18 protein-coding genes and 1 rRNA gene are annotated in these 20,868 nt (G+C 69.1%); 9 read left to right on the plus strand and 10 right to left on the minus strand.

The window, feature by feature from the left end:
- Window positions 1–199: 199 nt before the first annotated feature.
- Window positions 200–1,725 (minus strand): 16S ribosomal RNA (locus IOD14_RS31880).
- 493 nt (window positions 1,726–2,218) lie between these two features.
- The gene (locus tag IOD14_RS31885) at window positions 2,219–2,860 is read right to left on the minus strand and encodes a DNA-3-methyladenine glycosylase (RefSeq protein ID WP_212672166.1); all 642 of its coding nucleotides are present in this window, start codon (window positions 2,858–2,860) and stop codon (window positions 2,219–2,221) included.
- A 141-nt stretch (window positions 2,861–3,001) separates the two neighbouring features.
- On the opposite strand from IOD14_RS31885, the gene IOD14_RS31890 reads away from it, so the two are divergent.
- From IOD14_RS31890 to IOD14_RS31900, 3 genes are all read left to right on the plus strand, one after another.
- On the plus strand, window positions 3,002–3,784 hold the full coding sequence (locus tag IOD14_RS31890; RefSeq protein WP_123988262.1) for a sporulation protein: 783 nt from the start codon (window positions 3,002–3,004) through the stop codon (window positions 3,782–3,784).
- Between the two features lie 43 nt (window positions 3,785–3,827).
- Window positions 3,828–4,367 carry a YbhB/YbcL family Raf kinase inhibitor-like protein gene (locus IOD14_RS31895; protein WP_123988263.1) on the plus strand — a complete coding sequence of 180 codons (540 nt, stop codon included), beginning with the start codon at window positions 3,828–3,830 and terminating at the stop codon, window positions 4,365–4,367.
- 150 nt (window positions 4,368–4,517) lie between these two features.
- Window positions 4,518–5,024 carry an HNH endonuclease gene (locus tag IOD14_RS31900; protein WP_123988264.1) on the plus strand — a complete coding sequence of 169 codons (507 nt, stop codon included), beginning with the start codon at window positions 4,518–4,520 and terminating at the stop codon, window positions 5,022–5,024.
- Between the two features lie 65 nt (window positions 5,025–5,089).
- Here the strand turns inward: IOD14_RS31900 and IOD14_RS31905 are convergent, their stop codons facing one another.
- The 3 genes from IOD14_RS31905 to IOD14_RS31915 all read right to left on the minus strand — a co-directional run bounded on the left by IOD14_RS31905 (window position 5,090) and on the right by IOD14_RS31915 (window position 7,492).
- Window positions 5,090–6,037: an SPFH domain-containing protein gene (locus tag IOD14_RS31905; RefSeq protein WP_123988265.1), complete on the minus strand. Its 948-nt coding sequence runs from the start codon at window positions 6,035–6,037 to the stop codon at window positions 5,090–5,092.
- A 131-nt stretch (window positions 6,038–6,168) separates the two neighbouring features.
- Window positions 6,169–6,600 carry an NfeD family protein gene (locus IOD14_RS31910; protein WP_123988266.1) on the minus strand — a complete coding sequence of 144 codons (432 nt, stop codon included), beginning with the start codon at window positions 6,598–6,600 and terminating at the stop codon, window positions 6,169–6,171.
- A 94-nt stretch (window positions 6,601–6,694) separates the two neighbouring features.
- Window positions 6,695–7,492, minus strand: a complete 798-nt coding sequence (locus tag IOD14_RS31915; RefSeq protein WP_030318316.1) for an ABC transporter ATP-binding protein — start codon at window positions 7,490–7,492, stop codon at window positions 6,695–6,697.
- Between the two features lie 139 nt (window positions 7,493–7,631).
- On the opposite strand from IOD14_RS31915, the gene IOD14_RS31920 reads away from it, so the two are divergent.
- A complete protein-coding gene (locus IOD14_RS31920) occupies window positions 7,632–8,420 on the plus strand; it encodes a hypothetical protein (protein WP_123988267.1) in 789 nt (262 codons plus the stop codon).
- Window positions 8,421–8,592: 172 nt separating this feature from the next.
- Here the strand turns inward: IOD14_RS31920 and IOD14_RS31925 are convergent, their stop codons facing one another.
- The 4 genes from IOD14_RS31925 to IOD14_RS31940 all read right to left on the minus strand — a co-directional run bounded on the left by IOD14_RS31925 (window position 8,593) and on the right by IOD14_RS31940 (window position 11,166).
- Window positions 8,593–8,832, minus strand: a complete 240-nt coding sequence (locus IOD14_RS31925) for a chaplin family protein (RefSeq protein ID WP_123988268.1) — start codon at window positions 8,830–8,832, stop codon at window positions 8,593–8,595.
- A 194-nt stretch (window positions 8,833–9,026) separates the two neighbouring features.
- Complete coding sequence (chpE, locus tag IOD14_RS31930; protein WP_123988269.1) at window positions 9,027–9,272, minus strand: chaplin ChpE; 246 nt, start codon at window positions 9,270–9,272, stop codon at window positions 9,027–9,029.
- 114 nt (window positions 9,273–9,386) lie between these two features.
- Window positions 9,387–10,028, minus strand: coding sequence for a response regulator transcription factor (locus IOD14_RS31935; protein ID WP_123988270.1), 642 nt, complete (start codon window positions 10,026–10,028; stop codon window positions 9,387–9,389).
- Window positions 10,021–11,166: a GAF domain-containing sensor histidine kinase gene (locus IOD14_RS31940; protein WP_212672167.1), complete on the minus strand. Its 1,146-nt coding sequence runs from the start codon at window positions 11,164–11,166 to the stop codon at window positions 10,021–10,023. The genes IOD14_RS31935 and IOD14_RS31940 overlap by 8 nt, the downstream gene beginning before the upstream one ends.
- Window positions 11,167–11,352: 186 nt before the next feature.
- Between IOD14_RS31940 and IOD14_RS31945 the strand changes: the two genes are divergently transcribed.
- From IOD14_RS31945 to IOD14_RS31955, 3 genes are all read left to right on the plus strand, one after another.
- A complete protein-coding gene (locus tag IOD14_RS31945) occupies window positions 11,353–12,048 on the plus strand; it encodes an SDR family NAD(P)-dependent oxidoreductase (protein ID WP_212672168.1) in 696 nt (231 codons plus the stop codon).
- Window positions 12,045–13,157 (plus strand): S-adenosylmethionine:tRNA ribosyltransferase-isomerase, encoded by a 1,113-nt coding sequence (locus tag IOD14_RS31950; protein WP_212672169.1) that lies wholly within the window; start codon window positions 12,045–12,047, stop codon window positions 13,155–13,157. The genes IOD14_RS31945 and IOD14_RS31950 overlap by 4 nt, the downstream gene beginning before the upstream one ends.
- Before the next feature lie 299 nt (window positions 13,158–13,456).
- A complete protein-coding gene (locus tag IOD14_RS31955) occupies window positions 13,457–14,203 on the plus strand; it encodes a transglycosylase SLT domain-containing protein (RefSeq protein ID WP_212672170.1) in 747 nt (248 codons plus the stop codon).
- Window positions 14,204–14,278: 75 nt separating this feature from the next.
- On the opposite strand, the gene IOD14_RS31960 is transcribed toward IOD14_RS31955, so the two are convergent.
- Window positions 14,279–16,879 (minus strand): FHA domain-containing protein, encoded by a 2,601-nt coding sequence (locus IOD14_RS31960; protein ID WP_123988275.1) that lies wholly within the window; start codon window positions 16,877–16,879, stop codon window positions 14,279–14,281.
- 239 nt (window positions 16,880–17,118) lie between these two features.
- Between IOD14_RS31960 and IOD14_RS31965 the strand changes: the two genes are divergently transcribed.
- Together IOD14_RS31965 and serB are read left to right on the plus strand one after the other, a co-directional pair.
- Window positions 17,119–19,470: a streptophobe family protein gene (locus tag IOD14_RS31965; protein WP_212672171.1), complete on the plus strand. Its 2,352-nt coding sequence runs from the start codon at window positions 17,119–17,121 to the stop codon at window positions 19,468–19,470.
- Between the two features lie 173 nt (window positions 19,471–19,643).
- On the plus strand, window positions 19,644–20,858 hold the full coding sequence (gene serB, locus IOD14_RS31970; RefSeq protein WP_123988277.1) for a phosphoserine phosphatase SerB: 1,215 nt from the start codon (window positions 19,644–19,646) through the stop codon (window positions 20,856–20,858).
- Window positions 20,859–20,868 lie beyond the last annotated feature (10 nt).

The following is a 20,868-nucleotide window of genomic DNA, read 5'->3' on the forward strand; positions in this document are numbered from 1 at the left end:
CAGACACCCAACAGCGTGCCCGACCAGATCCCGTCCGGAGATCATGCTTTCCACGCTCTTGCGAGCAGTACTTGCAGCCTCCGACCCGTGAAACCGGCCGAATAATCAACGTTCCACCCATGAGCAACCACCGCAGAACGTTTGCCTGCGTAATGGCCCTGGACCACCAAGCACGCTTGGCGGCCTAGATGCTCCTTAGAAAGGAGGTGATCCAGCCGCACCTTCCGGTACGGCTACCTTGTTACGACTTCGTCCCAATCGCCAGTCCCACCTTCGACAGCTCCCTCCCACAAGGGGTTGGGCCACCGGCTTCGGGTGTTACCGACTTTCGTGACGTGACGGGCGGTGTGTACAAGGCCCGGGAACGTATTCACCGCAGCAATGCTGATCTGCGATTACTAGCAACTCCGACTTCATGGGGTCGAGTTGCAGACCCCAATCCGAACTGAGACAGGCTTTTTGAGATTCGCTCCACCTCACGGTATCGCAGCTCATTGTACCTGCCATTGTAGCACGTGTGCAGCCCAAGACATAAGGGGCATGATGACTTGACGTCGTCCCCACCTTCCTCCGAGTTGACCCCGGCGGTCTCCTGTGAGTCCCCATCACCCCGAAGGGCATGCTGGCAACACAGAACAAGGGTTGCGCTCGTTGCGGGACTTAACCCAACATCTCACGACACGAGCTGACGACAGCCATGCACCACCTGTACACCGACCACAAGGGGGGCACTATCTCTAATGCTTTCCGGTGTATGTCAAGCCTTGGTAAGGTTCTTCGCGTTGCGTCGAATTAAGCCACATGCTCCGCTGCTTGTGCGGGCCCCCGTCAATTCCTTTGAGTTTTAGCCTTGCGGCCGTACTCCCCAGGCGGGGAACTTAATGCGTTAGCTGCGGCACCGACGACGTGGAATGTCGCCAACACCTAGTTCCCACCGTTTACGGCGTGGACTACCAGGGTATCTAATCCTGTTCGCTCCCCACGCTTTCGCTCCTCAGCGTCAGTAATGGCCCAGAGATCCGCCTTCGCCACCGGTGTTCCTCCTGATATCTGCGCATTTCACCGCTACACCAGGAATTCCGATCTCCCCTACCACACTCTAGCTAGCCCGTATCGAATGCAGACCCGGGGTTAAGCCCCGGGCTTTCACACCCGACGTGACAAGCCGCCTACGAGCTCTTTACGCCCAATAATTCCGGACAACGCTTGCGCCCTACGTATTACCGCGGCTGCTGGCACGTAGTTAGCCGGCGCTTCTTCTGCAGGTACCGTCACTTTCGCTTCTTCCCTGCTGAAAGAGGTTTACAACCCGAAGGCCGTCATCCCTCACGCGGCGTCGCTGCATCAGGCTTTCGCCCATTGTGCAATATTCCCCACTGCTGCCTCCCGTAGGAGTCTGGGCCGTGTCTCAGTCCCAGTGTGGCCGGTCGCCCTCTCAGGCCGGCTACCCGTCGTCGCCTTGGTGAGCCATTACCTCACCAACAAGCTGATAGGCCGCGGGCTCATCCTTCACCGCCGGAGCTTTCAACCACCACAGATGCCTGCGGTAGTGGTATCCGGTATTAGACCCCGTTTCCAGGGCTTGTCCCAGAGTGAAGGGCAGATTGCCCACGTGTTACTCACCCGTTCGCCACTAATCCCCACCGAAGTGGTTCATCGTTCGACTTGCATGTGTTAAGCACGCCGCCAGCGTTCGTCCTGAGCCAGGATCAAACTCTCCGTGAATGTTTACCCGTAATCGGGTGCACACACACGAGAGCGGAACAACCACCGGAATAAGGCGGTCGTTCACAGCGTCCTCGCTGTGTTTTCTTCAAAGGAACCTCGCCCTCTCGAAACCGAGAGAGACGGGGTATCAACATATCTGGCGTTGATTTTTGGCACACTGTTGAGTTCTCAAGGAACGGACGCTTCCTTTGTACTCACCCTCTCGGGCTTTCCTCCGGGCTTTTCCCTTCGGTCTTGCGTTTCCGACTCTATCAGATCCTTTCGGGCCTGATTCCCTGTCGGCGGGGCCTTTCGACATTCACTACGTTAGCCCATTCCCTCGGCAACTCATAATCGAGTTCCGCGAGTTCGAATTCGGGCATGCGTGCACGCCGAAATCGCCCCCGCTGAGGGGATGTCGTAGGTAGTGGTTTGGCCGCTCTCGGCTGCTGGCGATCGCCGTAACCGGTTCAAGCGGCTCGGGCCACGTTACGCATCTTCCAAGAGCGAGTCAACTTGAGCGACGCCTTGGGACATGGGCTCGATAGGGACTCACCGTCGGGTCGTCGGCGGCCCAGAACCGCCAGGGGTGCACGCCTCCTTCGCCGGCCACTCCGGTCCGTGGACCGTTGAGTACCTGGTCGGAGGTGACCGGGGTGCCGGTGAGCACCCTCAGCGGGGTCTCGCCCGAGGCGCACGCGTCCGTGCCGTCCAGGGCTCGGTCCACGCCCAGGGCCGTGGCCAGGCGGGCAGGCCCTTTGGCCAGTTCTTTGTCATTTCGGGCCGAGAGTCGACGTTTGCGGGCCAGTTCAGCCCCTTCGAGGACCTCGCCCGCGCGGAGCAGGACGGCGCTCGCCCGGCCCTCCGGTCCGCACACCAGGTTCATGCAGAACCACATGCCGTAGGTGAAGTAGACGTACACATGTCCGGGCGGACCGAACATCACGTCGTTGCGGGCCGTGCGGCCGCGATAGGCGTGGGAGCCGGGGTCGTTCGGGCCGTCGTAGGCCTCGACCTCCGTGATGCGGAGCACGATCGGACCGTCCGGGGTCGTACGGACGAGGAGGCGACCGAGGAGGTCGGGGGCGACCTCCAGTACGGGGCGGTCGAAGAACTCTCGTGGCAGTGGCGTACGGTCCGGGGGCGTGATCATGGCGTACGAGCGTAGTCCAGACGGGTGTGTGCCAAGGGGTGGTCAAGGGTCCGTCCGCTTGCCAGGGTGATGGCGCGGAACCGACCACGGCCGGATCGCGTTTGTAGGGATCAGGAATCCGCGCGTTCTAAGAGGAGAGACATGGCGTTCAAGAAGCTGCTCGCGAGCCTCGGGGCCGGTGGGGCTTCGGTGGAGACGGTGCTGACCGAGGTCAATGTCGTCCCCGGTGGTGTCGTCCAGGGCGAGGTGCGGATCCAGGGCGGGTCCGTCGACCAGGAGATCGAGGGGCTGTCAGTCGGGCTCCAGGCCAAGGTCGAGGTCGAGAGCGGCGACCAGGAGTACAAGCAGGACATCGAGTTCACGAAGGTCTCGCTCGGCGGTGCCTTCACGCTTCAGGCGAACGCGGTGCACGCTGTGCCGTTCGGTCTGGAGATCCCCTGGGAGACGCCGGTCACGATGATCGACGGCCAGGCGCTGCGCGGTATGAACGTCGGTGTGACGACCGAGCTGGCGATCGCGCGTGCCGTGGACTCCGGTGACCTCGACCCCGTCAACGTGCACCCGCTGCCGGCGCAGAAGGCGATCCTGGACGCCTTCATGCAGCTGGGCTTCCGCTTCAAGAACGCGGACCTGGAGCGCGGGCACATCCGTGGCACGCGGCAGCGGCTGCCGTTCTACCAGGAGATCGAGTTCTTCCCGCCGCAGCAGTACCGCGGGCTCAACCAGGTCGAGTTGAGCTTCGTCGCGGACGGCAACGCGATGGACGTCGTGCTGGAGATGGACAAGAAGCCGGGGCTGTTCAGCGAGGGCAGTGACACCTTCCGGTCCTTCCAGGTGGGTCTGCACGACTACCAGAGCACCGACTGGGCCGGGTACCTCAACCAGTGGCTGTCCGAGGTCGGCAGCAAGCGCAACTGGTTCTAGGCTCGGAACTGCTGATTCCGTACATCGATCAGGAGGTACCGAGGTGACCGAGCTCAAGCGGCGGCCGCTCCCCCATGACTTCCATCCGCCCGTGCCGTCGTTCACCGTGACGAGCGAGGACGTGCAGGAGGGCGGCACGCTCAAGGACGCTCAGGTCTACGCGGCCGGCAACACCTCTCCGCAGCTGCGCTGGGAGGGTTTCCCGGACGGGACCAAGAGTTTCGCCGTGACCTGCTACGACCCCGACGCGCCTACGGGCAGCGGGTTCTGGCACTGGGTCGTGTTCGACATCCCGGCCTCGGTGACCGAGCTGCCGGTGGGTGCGGGCAGCGGGAAGTTCGAGGGACTGCCGGAGGGTGCTGTACAGGCGCGGAACGACTACGGGTCGAACGACTTCGGCGGGGCAGCTCCCCCGGCCGGGGACGGGCCGCACCGGTACGTGTTCACCGTGTACGCCGTGGACCAGGAGAAGCTCGGGCCGGATGCCGACGCGTCGCCTGCCGTCGTGGGCTTCAACCTGCGTTTCCACGCGATCGCGCGTGCTCAGCTGATCGGTGAGTACGAAGTGCCCGCCGAAGACTGACGTTCATCGAGCGTTTGCCCGCCTCTGGTCATGGAATTGATCAGAGGCGGGCACTTTTTATTGCGTTGTCCATCTCGGCGTGCCCGGCCAGAGTTGATCCAAGCCCAAGCCCGCCAGGGGTGGGCCGGCGCACATGGGAGGTGGGCTGACATGCGGGACACGCTGGTACTGAACGCGAGCTTCGAGCCGCTGTCGACGGTGACGTTGAACCGAGCCGTCGTTCTGGTGCTGCAGGACAAGGCCGTCGTCGAGCAGTCCCACCCCGAACTGCGCATGCGCGGAGCCGCGGTCGACATACCGGCGCCCCGGGTGATCAGGCTGTGCAGGTATGTGCGGGTGCCCTTCCGAAGACAAGCTCCGTGGTCTCGGCGGGGTGTTCTGGTGCGTGACCGGCACAGGTGCGCGTACTGCGGGCGGCGGGCGACGACCGTGGACCACGTGGTGCCGCGGTCTCAGGGTGGTCAGGACACCTGGCTGAACACGGTGGCGTCCTGCGCGGAGGACAACCACCGCAAGGCGAACCGGACTCCGGCGGAGGCGGGGATGCCGTTGCTGCGGGAGCCGTTCGAGCCGACTCCGGCGGACGCGATGCTGTTGTCCCTGGGCCACGAGGACTTCTCCGCGCTGCCGGACTGGTTGGCGCGGGACGCCGCGTAGTCGGTACGACAGTGGGGCCCCCTTCGTGACGAAGGGGGCCCCACTGTCGTACCGACATCTCGGGGTCAGTCGATCTTCGGGGTCTCCCGGCGTTCCGAGCCGGAGTTGCCGCCGTTCGAACCGCCGCCCATGCCGCCCATGCCACCGAAGTTGCCCATGGCTCCGGAGAGGCCCTTGAGGGCGTCGCCGATCTCGCTGGGGACGATCCAGAGCTTGTTGGCATCGCCTTCGGCGATCTTGGGGAGCATCTGGAGGTACTGGTAGGAGAGGAGTTTCTGGTCCGGGTCTCCGGCGTGGATCGCCTCGAAGACCGTGCGGACCGCCTGGGCTTCGCCTTCCGCGCGCAGGGCGGCCGCCTTGGCCTCACCCTCGGCGCGCAGGATCTGGGACTGCTTCTCACCTTCGGCGGTGAGGATCGCGGCCTGGCGGGTACCTTCGGCGGTCAGGATCGCGGCGCGCTTGTCACGGTCGGCGCGCATCTGCTTCTCCATCGAGTCCTGGATGGAGGTCGGGGGCTCGATCGCCTTCAGTTCCACGCGGTTGACGCGGATGCCCCACTTGCCGGTGGCCTCGTCGAGGACTCCGCGCAGGGCCGCGTTGATCTCCTCGCGGGAGGTCAGGGTCCGCTCCAGGTCCATGCCACCGATGATGTTGCGGAGGGTGGTGACGGTGAGCTGCTCGATCGCCTGGATGTAGCTGGCGACCTCGTAGGTCGCCGCCCGCGCGTCGGTCACCTGGTAGTAGATGACGGTGTCGATGTTGACCACCAGGTTGTCCTGGGTGATCACCGGCTGCGGCGGGAACGGGACGACTTGTTCACGCAGGTCGATGCGGTTGCGGATGGTGTCTATGAACGGGACGACGATGTTCAGTCCCGCGTTGAGGGTCCGCGTGTAGCGGCCGAAGCGCTCCACGATGGCCGCACTGGCCTGTGGGATGACCTGGATCGTCTTGATCAGGGCGATGAAGACCAACACCACCAGAATGATCAAGACGATGATGACCGGTTCCATCGTGCTTCCCCGTGCCCTTCTCCGCCTCGGCGTTTTCGGAAGATCTTATGGTTGTTGAAGATCTTGCTGGTCGAGTCTGACAGACCGTCGTGTGACGCGTGGTGCGTTCGGATCAGTTGCATCCTGCGAGGTCACATGACGATCGCGGTCGCTCCCTCGATGTCCACGACATCCACTTCCTGGCCTACTTCGTAGGCCCGGCCGGTGTCGAGAGCGCGGGCCGACCAGACCTCTCCGGCGAGCTTGATCCGGCCGCCCGAACTGTCCACGCGCTCCAGGACGACGGCCTGTTTGCCCTTCAACGCGTCGAATCCCGTGACGAGTTGGGGCCGTTGGGAGCTGTGCCGGGCCGCGATGGGCCGTACGACGGCGATGAGGGCCACCGAGACGACGACGAAGACGAGCACCTGGACGACGACGTCACCGCCGAGTCCGGCCGAGACCGCTGCCGCGACGGCGCCGACCGCGAGCATGCCGAACTCCGGCATCGCGGTCACCACGAGCGGGATTCCGAGCGCTGCCGCGCCGACGAGCCACCACACCCATGCGTCGATGTCGTTCACATGGTCATGGTAGGTCCGCGGGTACCTCCGCGGACAGGGCGCGATGGAGCGGGTACGGGCTTCTTACCCTTGTTTTTGCGGGGACTTCACGTGATCACGACAGCGGAAGGCCCTGTGCGGTCCAGCGTTCGCCGACCTGCTCGACGACGAGGGGGAGGCCGAAGCACATGGAGAGGTTGCGGGAGGTGAGTTCGAGCTCCAGGGGGCCCGCGGCGAGCACCTTGCCCTGACGGATCATCAGAACGTGGGTGAAGCCGGGGGCGATCTCCTCGACGTGGTGGGTGACCATGAGCATCGAGGGGGCGATCGGGTCCCGGGCGAGCCGGCCGAGGCGGCGGACCAGGTCCTCGCGGCCGCCCAGGTCGAGTCCGGCGGCGGGCTCGTCGAGCAGGAGGAGCTCGGGGTCGGTCATCAGGGCGCGGGCGATGAGGGTGCGCTTGCGCTCGCCCTCGGAGAGGGTGCCGAACTTGCGGTCCAGGTAGTCGCTCATGCCGAGGCGGTCGAGGAAGGCGCGAGCGCGCTGCTCGTCGATGTCCTCGTACTCCTCCTGCCAGCCCGCGGTCATGCCGTACGCGGCGGTCAGCACGGTTTCCAGGACGGTCTGGCGCTTGGGGAGCTTGTCGGCCATGGCGATGCCGGCCATGCCGATGCGGGGGCGCAGTTCGAAGACGTCGGTGCCGGGCTTGCCGAGGGTCTCGCCGAGGATGGTGGCGGTGCCCTTGCTGGGGTAGAGGTAGCTGGAGGCAAGGTTCAGGAGCGTGGTCTTGCCGGCGCCGTTGGGGCCGAGGATGACCCAGCGCTCGCCCTCCTTGACCGACCAGGAGACCTGGTCCACCAGAGCCCGGTCCTCACGGACCACGGATACGTCCTGAAGCTCCAGAACATCGCTCATGAGCGCGTTGTCTCCCCTTGCAGTGTGACGGTGTCGACGTCTCGGCTGTCGCGTGCGCGCTTTTGGGCGCAGCCCTCGATGAAATCTACGCCACCGGTCGCTCGCTCCTGTCCATAGGTCCGGTCCTTAGGCTGGGGGCATGCTTTCGGAACCGCGCTCTGGACGCCTTGCAGCTTGGGGAAACGGTCTTTTGGCCGGACTTGTCTCGCCGGACGACGCCGTGGTGGCGATCGTCGGTGACGATGCCGTGCACCGGGTCGAAGGGCTGCCGCGTGAGACGGCGGCCGTCGGTCTGACGCTGGCGCTCGGGCGGCTGAGGTCGCTCGGGGTCACCGGCCTTCGGGTCGCGCTCCCCGCGCCCGGGCATCCGCTTGGGCTGAGCGGCCCGCCGGAGTTCAACGCGCGGGCGCTGGAGGCGGAGGAGGCGGTGGTCTGTCACGGCGCCGCGCTGGGCCTGGTGCCGGAGGTGTACGAGGCGGGGCCCGCGGGTGATGTGCATGTCGAGGTGGTGTGGCATGTGCTGCCGGTGCGGGAGGCTCCGCCGGCGGACGTTCCCTCGCTGGGCGAGGCGGAGCGGGAGCTCGCGGAGGCCTTGCGGGAGGCGACGGAGGTGTTGTCGCGGCTGGACGTGGCCGCGTCGGGGCCGGTCGCGGAGGCGGCTCTCGCGGCGTACCGGGGCCGGGCCGAGCGGGGGCGGGAGGTTCTGGCGCCGGGGTATCCGCCGCGGGCGGTGCGGGTGTTGGAGCTGGCTCAGCGGGTGGGGCTGCTGGTGTCGCTCGCCCAGGAGAACGGACACGGGGCGGCCGTGACCGCCGGGGAGATGGGAGCGCGGTCCGAGGCGCTGCGGCCGGTGGAGCGGACGGCCCGCAGGGCGCAGGTGGCCGCGTACAACGCGTATGTGGAGGAACGGGAGCGGGGAGTGCGGTGAGCCGCGCAGCGGGACCCGCTTGCCCGCACCCGCCTGCTTCGGGTGGCGTGGGGTACAGCGCGACCGGCCCTCACCCACCCGTCCGCAGCCGATGAGGCACCCGGGTGTCTCGGGACACGAAGGGGCCCCTCAAGTCGCCGTTGACTTGAGGGGCCCCGGTTCGGACCCGACGTCAGTCGTTCGCGCCGGCGTTGCCGAAGGCCGGGTTCAGCAGGGCGATGAGGTTGGCGGTGTTGCCGACCACGTTCACCGGGACGTGGACGGGGACCTGGACGAGGTTGCCCGAGCCGACGCCCGGCGACTTCACGGCCGCGCCGTCGGCACCCGCGTCGGCGACAGCGGCACCGGCAGCAGCACCCGTGGCGATACCGGCGACGGTGATGGCCACGGCGGCCTTCTTGGCGATGTTCATGAGAAGCGTTCCTCCTGCGTTTGCGAGTCCGACCCGGCCGCGGGTCGTGTGCTGATCAACGCGGAAGGCAGAGGGGACGGTGCGCGGATACGCGCAGGAGTGCCCGTTCGGATCATTCGCACGACAAACGGACCGGCCTCCCGGGTGCGTGGCGCACCCGGGAGGCCGAAGTCACTGCCCGTTCGGCGGGGAAGTCAGCGGTTGAGGCCGAGGTTGCCGAAGGCGGGGTTCAGCACGCCGATGACGTTGACGCTGTTGCCGACCGCGTTCACCGGGACGTGGACCGGGGCCTGGACGAGGTTGCCCGAGACGACGCCGGGCGAGCCCACGGCCTTGCCGTCGGCGTGCGCCCCGTCGGTGGCGGAGGCCATTCCGGCACCGGCGGCGACCAGTCCGCCGGCCACCATCGTCACGGCCGCTACCTTCTTCAGGTTCTTCACTTCTGAGCCCTCCCTAGCGATTGCCGCGGCAGTCGCCGCAGCACGCACTGGAGAACGGCGGAGATCCACAGAGGATGCGCCGTCCGAGGGACATTCCCACGACAGTATGAAGTCCTATCCGGCCACTCCGTGACGAACCGCCCACAGTGCCGCCTGGGTCCGGTCCGCCAGGTCGAGTTTCATCAGGATGTTCGAGACGTGGGTCTTGACGGTCTTCTCGGAGAGGACCAGCGCGCGGGCGATCTCCCGGTTGGAGCGGCCGTCCGCGATCAGCCCGAGCACCTCGCGCTCCCGCTCGGTGAGTGAACCGCCTCTGCCCTGCCCGGAGTTGTTCTCCTCCTGGGACAGCAGGGCGCCCGCGACCTCGGGTTGGAGCAGGATGTGTCCGGCGTGGACGGAGCGGATGGCGCCGGCGAGGGCGTCGGGGTCGACGTCCTTGTAGACGTAGCCGGCGGCGCCCGCGCGCAGGGCCGGGACCACCGTGCGCTGTTCGGTGAAGCTGGTGACGATCAGCACGCGCGCGGGGTTGTTCAGTTCGCGGAGCTTGCGCAGGGCGTCGATGCCGTCCATGCCCGGCATCTTGACGTCCATGAGGACGATGTCGGGCTTCAGTTCCTCGGCGCGCTGGACGCCCTCGGCGCCGTCGGCGGCCTCGCCCACGACCTCTATGTCGTCCTGCACTTCCAGGAAGGTGCGCAGCCCCCGGCGGACCACCTGGTGGTCGTCGACGAGCAGGACCTTGATCGCGTCAGCCACCGGGGACCTCCATCTCGATCGTGGTGCCCTTGCCGGGCGCCGATTCCACGGTCAGCGTGCCGCCGACCCCGTTGGTCCTGTCCCGCATGGAGACCAGGCCGAGGTGGCGTCCCGCGCGGCGGGTCACCGTCGGTTCGAAGCCGCCTCCGTCGTCCGTGACCCGCAGGACGGCTCCGCTGCCGCGCCGGTCCAGCGTCACGTCGACACGGTCGGCGCCCGAGTGCCGCAGCGCGTTGTGCAGGGCCTCCTGGGCGACGCGGAGCATGGCCTCCTCCTGGGAGGCGGGCAGTGCGCGGAAGCTGCGGGCGGTGAAGGTCACCCGGGCGGTGTGGGCGCGGTCCAGGACCTGGACGTGGGTGCGCAGGGTGGCGGTCAGGCCGTCCTCGTCCAGGGCGGCGGGGCGCAGCTCGACCACGGCGGCGCGCAGTTCGTCGGCGGCCTCGGCGGCCAGCACGGCCACCTGGTGCAGCTCGCCCTTGGCGCGGGAGGGGTCGCGGTCGACGAGAGCGGCGGCGGCCTGGGCGGTCAGGCGCAGGGAGAAGAGTTTCTGGCTGACCGCGTCGTGCAGTTCGTGGGCCAGGCGGGAGCGCTCCTCGGCGATGGTCAGCTCGCGGCTGCGTTCGTAGAGGCGGGCGTTGGTGAGGGCGATGGCGGCGTGCTGGGCGAGGATCGCGAGGAGCTCCTCGTCCTCCTCCGTGAAGCCGCAGTCGCCCTCGGGCTTCTCGCAGTTCTTGTTGGCGAGGAAGAGGGCGCCGATGACCTCGTCGCCGTCGCGGATCGGCAGGCCCAGGAAGTCGACCATGTCGGGGTGGGCGGAGGGCCAGCCCTCGAAGCGGGGGTCCTTGCGGACGTCGGCGAGACGCTCGGGCCTGGCCTGGTGGAGCATCGCGGCGAGGATGCCGTGCTGGCGCGGTAGGGGGCCGATGGCCTTCCACTGCGCGTCGCTGACGCCGTCGACCACGAACTGGGCGAAGCCGCCGTGGTCGTCGGGGACGCCGAGGGCGGCGTACTGGGCGTCGAGCAGCTCGCGGGCCGAGGCGACGATCGTCTTGAGGACGTCACGCACCTCGAGGTGCCTGCTCATGGCCAGCAGCGCGGTGCTCACCGCGGCGAGGCCGGACCGGGGGCCTTGACTCATGACCTCAGCGTACGGGCGGGGTGTGACAGCGCGGATCGGACCTGTGACGGCCCCTGACTAGGGCGGGCGACCTAGGGCGAAGGGCCTCGTGGCTCTGCGGCCCGCGTCCGAGGCGGCCGGGACGACCTCGTTCCTAGGTTGGGAGGACGCCGATCAGGAGGCGTGGAGGACGAGGGGACGTGTGTCATGCCGGTAGCGATCATCACGGGGGCCTCGAAGGGGCTGGGGCGGGCGCTCGCCGAGGCGCTGGCCGGGCGGGGCTGGGACCTGGTGCTCGACGCGAGGACTGCGGAGGTCCTGAAGGAGACGGCGGCGGCCCTCTCCGGGCACGGGGGCGGGGTGACCGCGCTGCCCGGTGATGTCACGGACGCGGCGCACCGCTCCGAGCTGGTGGCCGCGGCCCGGGCGTTCGGCGGCGTCGATCTGCTGGTGAACAACGCGAGCGCGCTGGGTGCCGAGCCGCTGGCGCGTCTTGAGGCGCTGCCCGTGGACGGGCTGCGCCGCGCGCTGGAGGTGAACGTCGTGGCCCCGCTGGGCCTGGTCCAGGAGGCGCTGCCGCTGTTGCGGGCGTCGGAGGCCGGCACGGTGATCGCGGTCAGTTCGGACGCCGCCGCCGAGGCGTACGAGACCTGGGGCGGCTACGGGGCGTCGAAGGCGGCCCTGGACCATCTCGCGGCGGTGCTGGGCGAGGAGGAGCCTCGGCTGCGGGTGTGGGCCGTGGATCCCGGGGACATGGCGACGGACCTGTACGCGGCGGCCGTACCGGACGACGAGGATCCGCGGCCGGACCCGGCGAACGTGGTGCCCGCGTTCCTGCAGTTGCTGGACGAGCGGCCGGCGAGCGGGCGGTACGGGGCTCCGTCGCTGTTGGAGGGGCGATGACGCTCGCGACCGGGGTGCCGCCGCTCGGGCCCTCCCGAAAGTGTTGGAGGGTCCCGGAGCAGCTGTCGGCGCGGGTGCCGGTCGAGCAGCGCGGGTCCGGGCTCGACCGGGATGCCGTACGGCTGCTGGTGTCGCGGGGCACCGAGGTGTCGCACCACTCCTTCGGGGAGCTTCCGCGGCTGCTGCGGGCCGGGGACCTGCTCGTCGTGAACACCTCTCCCACGCTGGCCGCGGCCGTCGACGGGCGGATCGGGCACGCGCGTGTGGTGGTGCACTTCTCCACGCGCGGTGACGACGGCCGGTGGGCGGTCGAGCTGCGGGATCCCGACGGGAGGGGCACCACGCGTGCGCGTGCGGGCGGGCCCGCGGGAACGGAGGTACGGCTGCCCGGAGGCGGCCGGCTGGTTCTGGAGGAGGCGGTGAGCGGGCGTCTGTGGTGGGCGCGGGTGGGCGCCGGGGAGGTGCCGGGGCTGCTGCGGGAGCACGGGCGGCCCATTCGCTACTCCTACACGGAGCGGGACCAGCCGTTGTCCGTCTACCAGACGGTGTTCGCGCTGCCGTCGCCCGACGGGGCGGGGAGTGCGGAGATGCCCAGTGCGGCGCGGCCCTTCACCGCGCGGCTGGTGGCGGAGCTGGTGAGCCGGGGCGTGCAGTTCGCGCCCGTGACACTGCACACCGGGGTGGCTTCGGCGGAGGCGCACGAGCCGCCGTATCCGGAGCGGTTCTCGGTGCCGGAGGCCTCCGCGCGGCTGATCAACGGGGTGCGGGCCGGGGACGGCAGGGTTCTCGCCGTCGGGACGACGGCCGTGCGGGCGGTGGAGTCGGCGGCCGGAGCCGACGGGGTCGTACGCGCGCGTGCGGGGTGGACGGATCTCGTGGTGACCCCGGAGCGCGGGGTGCGGGTGGTGGACGGGCTGCTGACCGGGCTGCACGAGCCGGAGGCCTCGCATCTGCTGATGCTGGAGGCGGTCGCGGGGCGGGCGGCGATCGACCGCGGGTACGAGGAGGCGCTGCGCCGGCGCTACCTGTGGCACGAGTTCGGGGACGTGCATCTCCTCCTCCCGGCGGAGGATCCTCACCCAGAGCATTGCTCACGCAACTGCCGGTGAACCTGCTGTGGAGACGATGTGAGCCCGCGCATAGGGCGCAGATCACGTACGAAGCGAAATAGGAGACAAAGGCTTCCGGCGTGAACGGGACAGACGTTCCAGTCTGTCCCGTTTTGTCATTCCCCGGTCCACTACCGGGGATCGTACGTCACACCTTTGCCCGCATGTTTTGCGCCAGCTAAGAATGGCCAACGTCGCTCAGCGCCGCGGGTTCCGCCCGCGGCGTTTGTGCCGGAAGCACCCGTGTCCCCCGCCGGACAGCGAGCGACCTCCGCGCTATTCGAAGAGGTCATTCCCGCATGCCCAAGAACCCTTTCACCCGTGGTCATAGTCGCGCGCTGACCAAGCGCCACAAGATCGCCGTCGCCGGTGTCGCCACGCTCGGCGCCGCCGCTGTCGTCTTCAGCGCGGTTCCGGGCAACGCGGAGACCACGACGTCCGAGGCGGCCGTCTCCTCAGCCCCGGTGAAGTACTCCTCGGAGCAGCTCCAGGGCCTTCACGCGGACGTCCGCGAGCAGCTCGCCGCCAAGGCCCTGCAGAGCAAGGCAGCCGAGGCGAAGGCACAGGCCGAGGCGAAGGCCAAGGCGAAGGCCGCGGCCGCCGCGAAGAAGAAGGCCGCCGAGGCAGCCGCCGCCAAGAAGGCCGCGCAGGCGCGCAAGGCCAAGGAGGCCGCGAGCCGGGCCGCCCACCGCGCCAAGCTCAAGGCCGCCGCGCCCAAGAGCTACGCGAACAACCTGGACGGCTGGATCAAGGAGTCCCTGGCCATCATGAAGGCCAAGGGCATCCCGGGCAGCTACAACGGTCTGTACCGCAACATCATGCGGGAGTCCTCGGGCAACCCGAACGCGATCAACAACTGGGACATCAACGCCATCAACGGCATCCCCTCGAAGGGTCTGCTCCAGGTCATCCCGCCGACGTTCCAGGCGTACCACGTCGCCGGCACGTCCTGGAACATCTACGACCCGGTCGCCAACATCACCGCCGCCGCGAACTACGCGGCCGACAAGTACGGCTCGATGGACAACGTGAACAGCGCGTACTGAGGCCGCGCGGACCTCTCCTACGCACAAGGGCGGCACCCCCTCGGGGTGCCGCCCTTCACCGTCGTACAGCCGTGGTCACTTGCGCATGACCTCGGGCTCGTGGCGGCGCAGGAAGCGGGAGACGAGGAATCCGCAGACGATGCCGATGGCGATGAGGGCGATCATGTTCAGGCCCCAGGTGCTGACCGTGTGGTCCCACAGCGGATCGGTCGTGTCGCCCGGTTTGACGGGCGGGTTGACCTTGTTGAAGTCCAGGGTGGCGCCCGCGGCGGCGACCGCCCAGCGCGAGGGCATCAGATACGAGAGCTCGTTGACGCCGAGGGTCCCGTGCAGGGTGAACAGACAGCCGGTGAAGACGACCTGGACGATCGCGAACATGACCAGCAACGGCATGGTCTTCTCGGACGTCTTCACGAGGGCGGAGATGATCAGCCCGAACATCATCGAGGTGAACCCGAGCCCCATGATCGGCAGGCACAGCTCCGCGAGGGTGGCGTTGCCGAGGACGAGTCCTTCCTTGGGGAGTCCGCGGCTGGCGAAACCGATGACGCCGACCATCAGTCCCTGCAGGATGGTGATCACGCCCAGCACGACCACCTTGGACATCAGGTACGCCGAGCGGGACAGGCCGGTGGCGCGCTCCCGCTCGTAGATCACCCGTTCCTTGATCAGTTCGCGCACCGAGTTGGCGGCTCCGGCGAAGCAGGCGCCGACCGCGAGGATCAGCAGGACGGTGGTGGCCGTGCTGTTCGGCTCGGGCAGTTTGGTCCTGGGGTCGATCGGCTTGGGCAGCAGGTTGTCGCCGAAGTCGATGAGCAGGCTCACCGAGCCGAGGACGAGCGGCAGGATCACCGTCAGGGCCAGGAAGCCCTTGTCGGACGCGATGACCGAGACATAGCGGCGCACGAGTGTCCCGAACTGGCCCATCCAGCGCTGCGGCTTGGGCGGCTTCATGCCCTGCATCGGAGGCGTCTGTACGGACTGCGGCGCAACGGCGTCTATGTCGGCGGCGTACATCTGGTAGTGCTGCGAGCCCTTCCAGCGGCCGGCCCAGTCGTAGTCGCGGTAGTTCTCGAAGGCGGAGAAGACATCGGCCCAGGTGTCGTAGCCGAAGAAGTTCAGTGCCTCCTCGGGCGGGCCGAAGTAGGCGACCGCACCGCCCGGGGCCATCACCAGGAGCTTGTCGCACAGGGCCAGCTCGGCCACGGAATGGGTGACGACGAGAACCGTACGGCCGTCGTCGGCGAGGCCGCGCAGCAGCTGCATGACATCGCGGTCCATGCCCGGGTCGAGGCCGGAGGTCGGCTCGTCGAGGAAGATCAGGGACGGCTTGGTGAGCAGTTCCAGGGCCACGGAGACGCGCTTGCGCTGGCCGCCGGAGAGGGCGGTGACCTTCTTCTCCCGGTGGATGTCGAGCTTCAGCTCGCGCAGCACCTCGTTTATGCGGTTCTCGCGCTCCTCGGTCGTGGTGTCGGCGGGGAAGCGGAGTTTGGCCGCGTACTTGAGCGCCTTCTTGACGGTCAGCTCCTTGTGCAGGATGTCGTCCTGCGGGACCAGACCGATGCGCTGGCGCAGCTCGGCGAACTGCTTGTACAGGTTGCGGTTGTCGTACAGGACGTCGCCCTGGTTGGCGGGCCGGTAGCCGGTGAGCGCCTTGAGCAGGGTCGACTTGCCGGAACCCGACGGTCCGATGACCGCGATGAGGGACTTCTCCGGGACGCCGAAGGAGACGTCCTTGAGGATCTGCTTGCCGCCGTCGACGGTGACGGTCAGATGGCGGGCGGAGAAGGTCACCTCACCGGTGTCGACGAACTCCTCGAGGCGGTCGCCGACGATCCGGAACGTGGAGTGGCCGACGCCGACGATGTCGGTCGGGCCGAGCAGCGCGGAGCCGCCCTTGGGGATCGGCTGGCCGTTGACGTACGTGCCGTTGTGCGAGCCGAGGTCGCGGATCTCCATGCGGCCGTCGGGCGTCGAGTGGAACTCGGCGTGGTTGCGGGAGACCTGCAGGTCGGAGACGACCAGGTCGTTCTCCAGGGCACGGCCGATGCGCATGATGCGGCCGATGGTGAACTGGTGGAACGTGGTCGGGCTGCGGTCGCCGTAGACCGGCGGCGCGCCCGAGCCGGCGCCGGAGCCCTGCTGCGGGATCTTCTGCGGCGGCTGGTGCGCGTACGGCTGGGACTGCGGCTGATGCTGCTGCCGGGGCTGCGGCCAGCCGGACTGCGCGGCCTGTGGTGAGGCCTGCTGCGGGGCCTGTTGAGGCGTTTGGTGCGGAGCCTGCTGCGGGGCGGCCTGCTGCGGTGTCTGCTGGGCCCAGCCGGGGTTCGCGCTCTGCGCGGCGTACGGCTGTTGCCCGGACCGCGGCTGTGCGACCGGGGCCGCGGTGCCGGTGAGACTCAGCAGCGGGCCGTCGCTCGCGTTGCCGAGGTGGACGGCCGTGCCCGGGCCGATCTCCGTCTCGTGGACCCGCTGCCCGTGCACGAAGGTGCCGTTGGTGCTGCTGTGGTCCTCGAGGACCCAACTGCGCCCGCTCCAGCTGATCGTGGCGTGACGCCAGGACACCCTGGCGTCGTCGAACACGATGTCCCCCTGCGGATCGCGTCCAAGGCGGTACGGCCTGGACGGATCGAGCGTCCAGGTACGTCCATTGGCTTCCAGTACGAGTTCCGGCACTCCAAGCCCCACTGAGTAGTCCCCCGCATTGCCCCCGTCACAGGGAGTGTAGGGATGTCGAACATCGTCGGGAACTATTTCAGGATCCGCCTCCTGACCGAAACCCGAGCCCCGAGAAGACCACGTTCGCGCGCTTCGGCCGGTTCCGTTGACGGGGTTGAAACCGACCCGGAGAGTGGGTAATCCACGCGAGGGGGACAAGCGCGGTCTCTGCCGCGCCGCGGATCGGGGGGTCTGCCATGAGTGCGTCCAGAAGCGCCGAGGCCACGCAGCACGGCGTGCGGCTGCCGTGGGGAGACATCCTGCTGTCCTCGATAGCCGCTGTGAGCTGGGCGTTGATCGGGATGGCGGGCACGGCCGCGCTGGGCCTGCACCTGCTGGAGGCCGATTCCGCGGCCTCGCTGGGGCCGATGACCGCGGCTGTTGTGGCTCTTGCGGCGGGTGGTTCGGTGACTCCCTCCGGTGACGTGTCCGCGTTCGGGCTGACGGGAGCGGAGGCGGCGACCGCCATCGAGATCACGCCATTGGGCGTCAGCCTGGTCGGTGCGCTGCTCATGTCCTGGTCCTTCCTACGGTCCCTGCGGGCGGCCGGAGCGGTGATCGCACCGTCGGAACTGCTCGTGCGCGCGGGCGCGGTGGTCGCGCTGTTCACTGCGATGATGGGCGGGCTGGCCTGGGCGGGACACGACGTCATCACCATCGACGGAGGCGCCCTGGGGCTCGACAAGCTGCCCGGCGCGGGCGGGGGCGGGGGCGGCGGGCTCGACATCCCCGGGCTCGGTGACGTCGGGGACATCGGCGGACTGCTGCCGGACCAGATCGGGAACCTCATCGACGCGAAGGCCGCGGTCGGCTTCACGGTGGACACCGCGCCGACACTGCTCGGCGGGCTCGGCTGGTCCGCGGGGATCCTGCTGATCGCGCTGCTGGCGTCCCGTCGCACACCGCTGCCGCCTGGTTGGGACGCGGTGCACCGGGTCGTACGGCCCGCCGTGTCCGCGCTCGTCACGGTGCTGCTGGTCGCGGTGGCCGCGGGGCTCTCCGCGGCGGTGTACGCGGCGATCGGCGACGACCACCCCAAGCGGATCGCCGGAGCGGCGCTGCTCGGGGCCCCGAACGGGGTGTGGCTGGGCATTCCCATCGGCCTGTTCGTCCCCTTCGACGGCCGGGCGACCGGGATCCTGACGAACTTCCTCCCGGACCCGCTGGACCGGCTGCTCGACTCGGACTCCGACCAGTCGGTGTCGCTGGGGCGCCTGGCCGAGTTGGACGGGCGGGTGTGGCTGCTCGGCGTGGCGGCGGCACTGATGATGCTGCTGGCGGGGGTCCTCACGGCTGCCAGGACGCCGGTGGGGGTGGCCGACACCGGACAGGGCTCGGCCGAGGCGGGCCACGAGGTCGTACGGGATCCGGGGGCCCTTGGTTTCGCTGGACGCTGTGCGCTGCGGCTGGGGCTCGCGACCGCGCTGGCGTTGCCGCTGCTGGCCTGGCTGACGGAGGTGTCGGTGGACGCCTCGCTGTCGGTACTGGGCTTCGACGCGTTCGGCGCCGGGGTCCGGCTGCAGGGTCAGCTCGGCGCGGCGGTGCTGCTCGGGGCGCTGTGGGGGGCGGCCGCGGGGGCCGCGGGGGCACTGCTGGCCCGCGCGACGGGCGCGGCGGGGTCCCGGGCGGCGCGGTTGGCACTGCGTGACGTGACGGCGGCCGGAGCGGCGACGGGGACGACGGGGGCGACGGGGGTTGGCGGAGATCCGCGGTACGCGGGCTCGGGCGGGGCCGGGAGCGTCGCGTACGGGCGCGGTGGTGAGCCGTATCGGGGCGGGGGCGGGTACGGAGGCGGGGGCGGGGGTTACGAGGGTGAGGGCCGGTCGTACCGCGGGGCCGAGCCGTACGAAGGCGACAACAGGCCGTACGCGAGTGGGTCCGGAGCGTACGAAGGCGAAAGCAGGCCGTACGCGGGCAGGGCCGAGCCGTACGAGGGTGAGGGCAGGCCGTACGCGGGCGGGGCGTACCGGAGCGAAAGCGGGCCGTACGGAAGGGGGGCCGGGGGGTACGACGGGGGTTCCGGGAGGGACCTCGGTGAGTCCGGTGGCGGGGACGCTGCGTCCGGTCAGGGCGGGGCCGGGGCGCGTGGAGGTGGGGTGGGGCCGTATGTGCCCGGTGCGTCCTATCGGCCTCCGAACCCTGCGACGAACCCGTATCTGCGGGTGCCGGAGGAGTTGCGGGAGCCGGAGGACGCACGGCCCGCCGGCGAGCGTGGGCGTGAGGAGCCGCCGTCGCCGGGATCGCGACCCGCCCGTGGGTACCGGCCCGGCGAGGGCCCGCAGCCGTCGGAGGATGCCGTGCGGCACGACGAGGACAGCTCCCGGCCGTCGGACGAGCCGGGTGCAACGGGCCGGCACGGCGGCTCGCCCCCGCCCGACAACGTCTACGGGGCCCCCACGATGGCCAGTCCCGTCGAGCCGCCGCCGCGTTCCCCGCGACGGCCGGGGAGCCGGCGTTCGGGCGAGCGCGACGAGGGACCCCAGCCGCCGCCACCTCCTCCCCCGCCACCGCCTCCCCCGCCGCCCGGTAGGCCCAAGGGGCGGCGTTGATTGCGGGCGCCCCCCTCCGCTCCCCCGCCGCGCCCCGTCCGCGGAGCCCCTCTGCAGCGCAGTCGTGTCCTGCACGTAAGGGTCTCGCCACCCGCCCGACACCGAGTGTTCCGTGTCCGTCAGACGGACCGCGGGAGCGGAAGGCACTGGGTGCCGGATACGGTGGGAACACCATGAGCGCTGAGCAGACCTCGTCCTCCGACGTCCCCACCCTTCTCGTCAAGATCTTCGGGAAGGACAGGCCGGGCATCACGGCCGGCCTCTTCGACACCCTCGCCGCCTACTCGGTCGACGTGGTCGACATCGAGCAGGTCGTCACGCGTGGCCGGATGGTGCTGTGCGCGCTGGTGACCGCGCCGCCCCGCGCGCTGGAGGGCGACCTGCGGGCGACCGTGCACAGCTGGGCCGAGTCGATCAAGATGCAGGCGGAGATCATCTCCGGTCTCGGCGACAACCGGCCCCGAGGGCTGGGACGTTCCCTGGTCACGGTGCTCGGGCACCCGCTCACCGCGGAGGCCACCGCCGCGATCGCCGCCAAGATCGCCAAGGCGGGCGGCAACATCGACCGTATCTTCCGGCTGGCCAAGTATCCGGTCACGGCCGTCGAGTTCGCGGTCTCCGGCGTGGAGACGGAGCCGCTGCGCACCGCCCTGGTGACGGACGCCGCCAAGCTCGGCGTGGACGTGGCCGTCGTCGCCGCCGGTCTGCACCGCCGGGCCCAGCGGCTCGTCGTCATGGACGTGGACTCCACGCTCATCCAGGACGAGGTGATCGAGCTCTTCGCGGCGCACGCCGGCTGCGAGGACAAGGTGGCCGAGGTGACCGCGGCGGCGATGCGCGGCGAGCTGGACTTCGAGCAGTCGCTGCACGCGCGCGTGGCGCTCCTTGAGGGGCTGGACGCCTCGGTCGTCGACAAGGTGCGCAGCGAGGTCCGGCTGACGCCGGGCGCACGCACCCTCATCCGTACGCTGAAGCGGCTCGGCTTCCAAGTCGGTGTCGTCTCGGGCGGTTTCACCCAGGTCACGGACGATCTGAAGGACCGGCTGGGGCTGGACTTCGCCCAGGCCAACACTCTGGAGATCGTCGACGGGAAGCTGACGGGCAAGGTCACCGGGGAGATCGTGGACCGCGCGGGCAAGGCGCGGCTGCTGCGCCGGTTCGCCGCCGAGGCGGGGGTGCCGCTGTCCCAGACGGTGGCGATCGGCGACGGTGCCAACGACCTGGACATGCTGAACGCGGCCGGGCTCGGGGTCGCCTTCAACGCCAAGCCGGTGGTGCGGGAGGCCGCGCACACCGCGGTGAACGTGCCCTTCCTGGACACGGTGCTGTACCTGCTGGGCGTCACCCGCGAAGAGGTCGAGGCGGCGGACGCGCACGAGGAGGGCTGACGTCCGACGA

The sequence above is a fragment of the Streptomyces sp. A2-16 genome (assembly GCF_018128905.1).
In the GTDB taxonomy this organism is placed as follows: Bacteria; Actinomycetota; Actinomycetes; order Streptomycetales; family Streptomycetaceae; genus Streptomyces.